This is a genomic window from Thermodesulfitimonas sp. (assembly GCF_052743955.1).
Genome location: NZ_JBRAIN010000135.1, coordinates 1 through 3,347, shown reverse-complemented (window position 1 = coordinate 3,347; position 3,347 = coordinate 1). Strand labels below are relative to the sequence as shown.

Below are 3,347 nucleotides of genomic sequence, written 5' to 3'. Positions count from 1 at the left end.
GATGCACGCCGAAAAAGAATTCGGCTTAGCCGCAGCGCACCTGCAAACGCTGGTTGACTCGATACAGCGGGAGTTTTTTTATTGCAGGAGCTGTCTGTCGCAGCGGCGGCAAGTCGACCCCATCCCAGCAGCACCATCTCGTATCCCGCCGGAAATAGCTGGAAAACTTACCGCCCGCGAACGCGAAGTTTTAGAGCTTCTACTTCGCGGGCTGGGTAGCAAAAAGATTGCAGTTAAGCTTCACCTCAGCGTTTCCACCGTGGAAGACTACCGCAAGCAAATTTACCAAAAGCTCGGTGTGCGAGGCGGCATAAAAGGAATCCTTGCCTTGTTTAGCCGCTGAATTCTGTTTTTTCTGTTTCAAACCTGCTTCCAGTGGTATGCCGGTTGAAAACCCCCGAAATTGGGGGGATAAAACCCCAGTTCTGGGGGTATACAGAGCAGTTTTTCTATGCTAAGCTGAAAGTGAATCTTTAGAGCGAGGATACGGAACTTTAGCACAGGGGATGACAGGGCTGCCGAGTTAAAGTTATGCTATGGCAAAAGGCGGAAGCAGGAAGTTTTGAGTCAGGGGGGTGGGTGCCGGACAGGTTTTTAATAAGGTTGCTTGGTGTCAAAAAGGCTGGTTTTGGGCATTGAATCCTCTATGGTAAAGGAGGTTGGCTTTTATGTTCCGGAAATTAGGCTTGAGATGGCGCGTGGTCTTGGTGGCGGTGCTGGCAGGGATGCTGCTGGCCATGCCAGCGCTGGTAGGGTTTGCGGCAGGTAAAGTTACTAACGGCGCTCAAACAGAACCACCGGAAGCGGTGATCGCCGCCGATATAGCCGCCCAGCAAAGCCACGATGAAGCGGCCTACCTTGCGTGCCGGGCAAAACATGAAGCAGCTCCTGAATGCCAAAAGATCATCGCAAATATCAAGAGGAATCAACCTGAGGCCGATGTAATGGGGGACGTAGTGAGGGCTAAACTTGTGGGAGTTAAACCCTTACCGGAAAAGCTGGCCGCGGCTATTACCCGGTTGGATGTTTACAAGGCGGTCTGGCCACAGGTAGCAACCTACCACGTTGCTATCGATTATCAACTCAAGAAAGAGAGCCGCTGGTTTTACAATGGAGTCAACTACCGGCTTTATGTTCTGGCCTTAGAAGAGGGTCGCTGGGCCATTGTCGAAGCTTCCATGGCGCCAGTCAACATCATAAGGGATGCCGGTTACGGTTTTAATACCCCCGAAGAGGCCAAGGCGGCAGAACTCGAAAGGATTCGCGAAGGAACGGGAAAGTTCTTAAATCTCCAGGGTAAGGTGATCGAAGATTTAGCGGCAACTCCGGAACAGCTTCGCGAGGAAAAGGGTCTGGCAGCTCCTGTCCAGCCGCTTGCTGACGAGCATACGCGTCCTTCTTCGATCCGGGTTTACCGGGTCAATCTGGGGAGAGTCGAGACGGTCGATTTTTACTATTACGTTAAAAATGTGCTGCCCAACGAATGGAGCCCGAGCTGGCCCATAGTACCGCTGCGGTCAGGAGCGCTGGCCTGCAAAATGTACGGATGGTATCGGGTATACCATCCCCGAAGCAGCAGTTACGACGTGAGGGATGATACATACGATCAGGTCTATCGTCCGGGCAGCGAAAACATCAAGACCACCCAGGCGATTAACGATGTCGGTGGCATCGGTGTGGACCGGGCTGACGGGGTGCTTTTCATGACCCATCATTGGGCTGGGAACTATGGTCCAGGACGATATGGTCCGCCATCCTACCCAACTGATGGATGGATGTGGCAGAACGGGACTGTTTACTGGTACAACAACGGCGGCCATGGTTATACTTACTGCGTCCACTATTATTACGACAACTCAGACACCACCGCGGGGAAACTGGCCCATTTCTTCTACTATTAAGTATTTGAGTGTGCCCGACAATGCCGCCTCTCGGGCGCATTTTCCCTCTCGTCATGGAGGTGCAAGGAGGATGACACGCGGTTTCGTGCGCTCAGTTCTAAAAAGTACTCTTTTCCTTTTCATGGTTGTTTTTTTAGCGATAACAGCGGGCGCTTCAGCGAAAAACGCTCCCGTGCCGCGTTCCTACCCTCTTCCACCGGAGACTTATCTCTTTCACGTTGGTTCTGCAGGGACGCTTGCCTATCGGGTTATTGAACCGAATAAAGGCTGTGCCGGCTTCGCCTGTCGTCTCTACCGGAACTCACACCTCGGCGCGGAGTTTACCCCCATTGAGACTTTTGCTTCGGTCAACGCTATTTTTGCCGGCCTTCAAACCGTTGAAGTGCAAAGTGGCACGGAAGGCGCTGTGTTTGTTTGGGCGCAAAAGCGGGGTGGGGACCGATTCGCCCTTTACGCTACTTCTGATGCTGGAGCCACTTGGCACGAGGTCCCGGATACGGAAGCCGCGGATTCTTGTTCCCCATATCGGGTGGTACCGGATATCCTGAATCCTGAAAGGGCTTACCTCTTACCGGTTTCGCCGGGAGAAGCCGCGATTTCGTTGCACCATTTCCGGGAAACGCGGGACGGCGGCAAAACCTGGGAAGAGCGTTCTTTGCCGGGAAAAATCCCTGCCGCGGACGGCTTTTTCTTTGACCCTGGCGACTCAGAGAAGATTTGGGCTTGGCGCGGCTCAATGGGTGGCTGGACGGGTGTGCAATACTCTAAGGACGGGGGAGTTACCTGGCAGTCGCTTCAGATACCGGCAGAAAACCGCATCCACGGAGCTATCCTCAACCCTTACACTGGTGAAATTACAGTTACCGGCCGGCAGGTGATCTCCCGGTGGTGCAATGGAAAAGGAGAAGACCTGCGGGAGAAGTGCGGGCTTCTCCCCCGAACTGTTTTTGAGGCGGGACCGCCTCTTCTTGACCCGGCAGGAAGAAGGGTGCTTGTCCCCGTCTTCTGGTGGGAGAAAGCGGGCGGGGTCAAGGGGGGGGTTTTAGCCATTCACAGAGGGCTATTAGAAGAAATAGCCGATTTTGCCACCAAAGCCGAGCCGGTCTACGCCTGGGCGGGCAAAGAAAAGCTTTATCTTTCTGGCGTGGGAGCAGGGGTGAATCAGTCAGGTGAGCTTTGGGTTTTCTCTCTCCCTGGGGCGCGGCCTTCCGTGTGGAGGGGTTTTCTTCCGTTGGCAGTAGGAGGAGCTGTTTTGCTTTTAGGCCTCTGGGGCTTCAAGAGAAGGCAGAGGAACCGGTCGAATGGGTGGTAAATGATGCCGTTAAGGCAGAAAGCAAAAAACCGCTCAGAAATCCCGTTTTTTGCCTGGTAAGGACCAAAAAAGAGACATTACCTCTACATCCTCTGCGACTCGGAGCTTGTGGCGCTCAAGATCTTCGCCGCGCC

At 53.8% G+C, this 3,347-nt stretch carries 3 protein-coding genes; all 3 read left to right on the top strand.

What is annotated here, in order from left to right:
• Positions 1-343: response regulator transcription factor (locus tag ACUVTA_RS09065; RefSeq protein ID WP_445952615.1), on the top strand; the 343-nt coding region annotated here is incomplete at its 5' end.
• A gap of 325 nt (positions 344-668) precedes the next feature.
• A complete protein-coding gene (locus tag ACUVTA_RS09060; protein WP_445952614.1) occupies positions 669-1,901 on the top strand; it encodes a SpoIID/LytB domain-containing protein in 1,233 nt (410 codons plus the stop codon).
• A 70-nt stretch (positions 1,902-1,971) separates the two neighbouring features.
• Positions 1,972-3,213, top strand: a complete 1,242-nt coding sequence (locus ACUVTA_RS09055; protein ID WP_445952613.1) for a hypothetical protein — start codon at positions 1,972-1,974, stop codon at positions 3,211-3,213.
• The last annotated feature ends 134 nt before the right edge of the window (positions 3,214-3,347 follow it).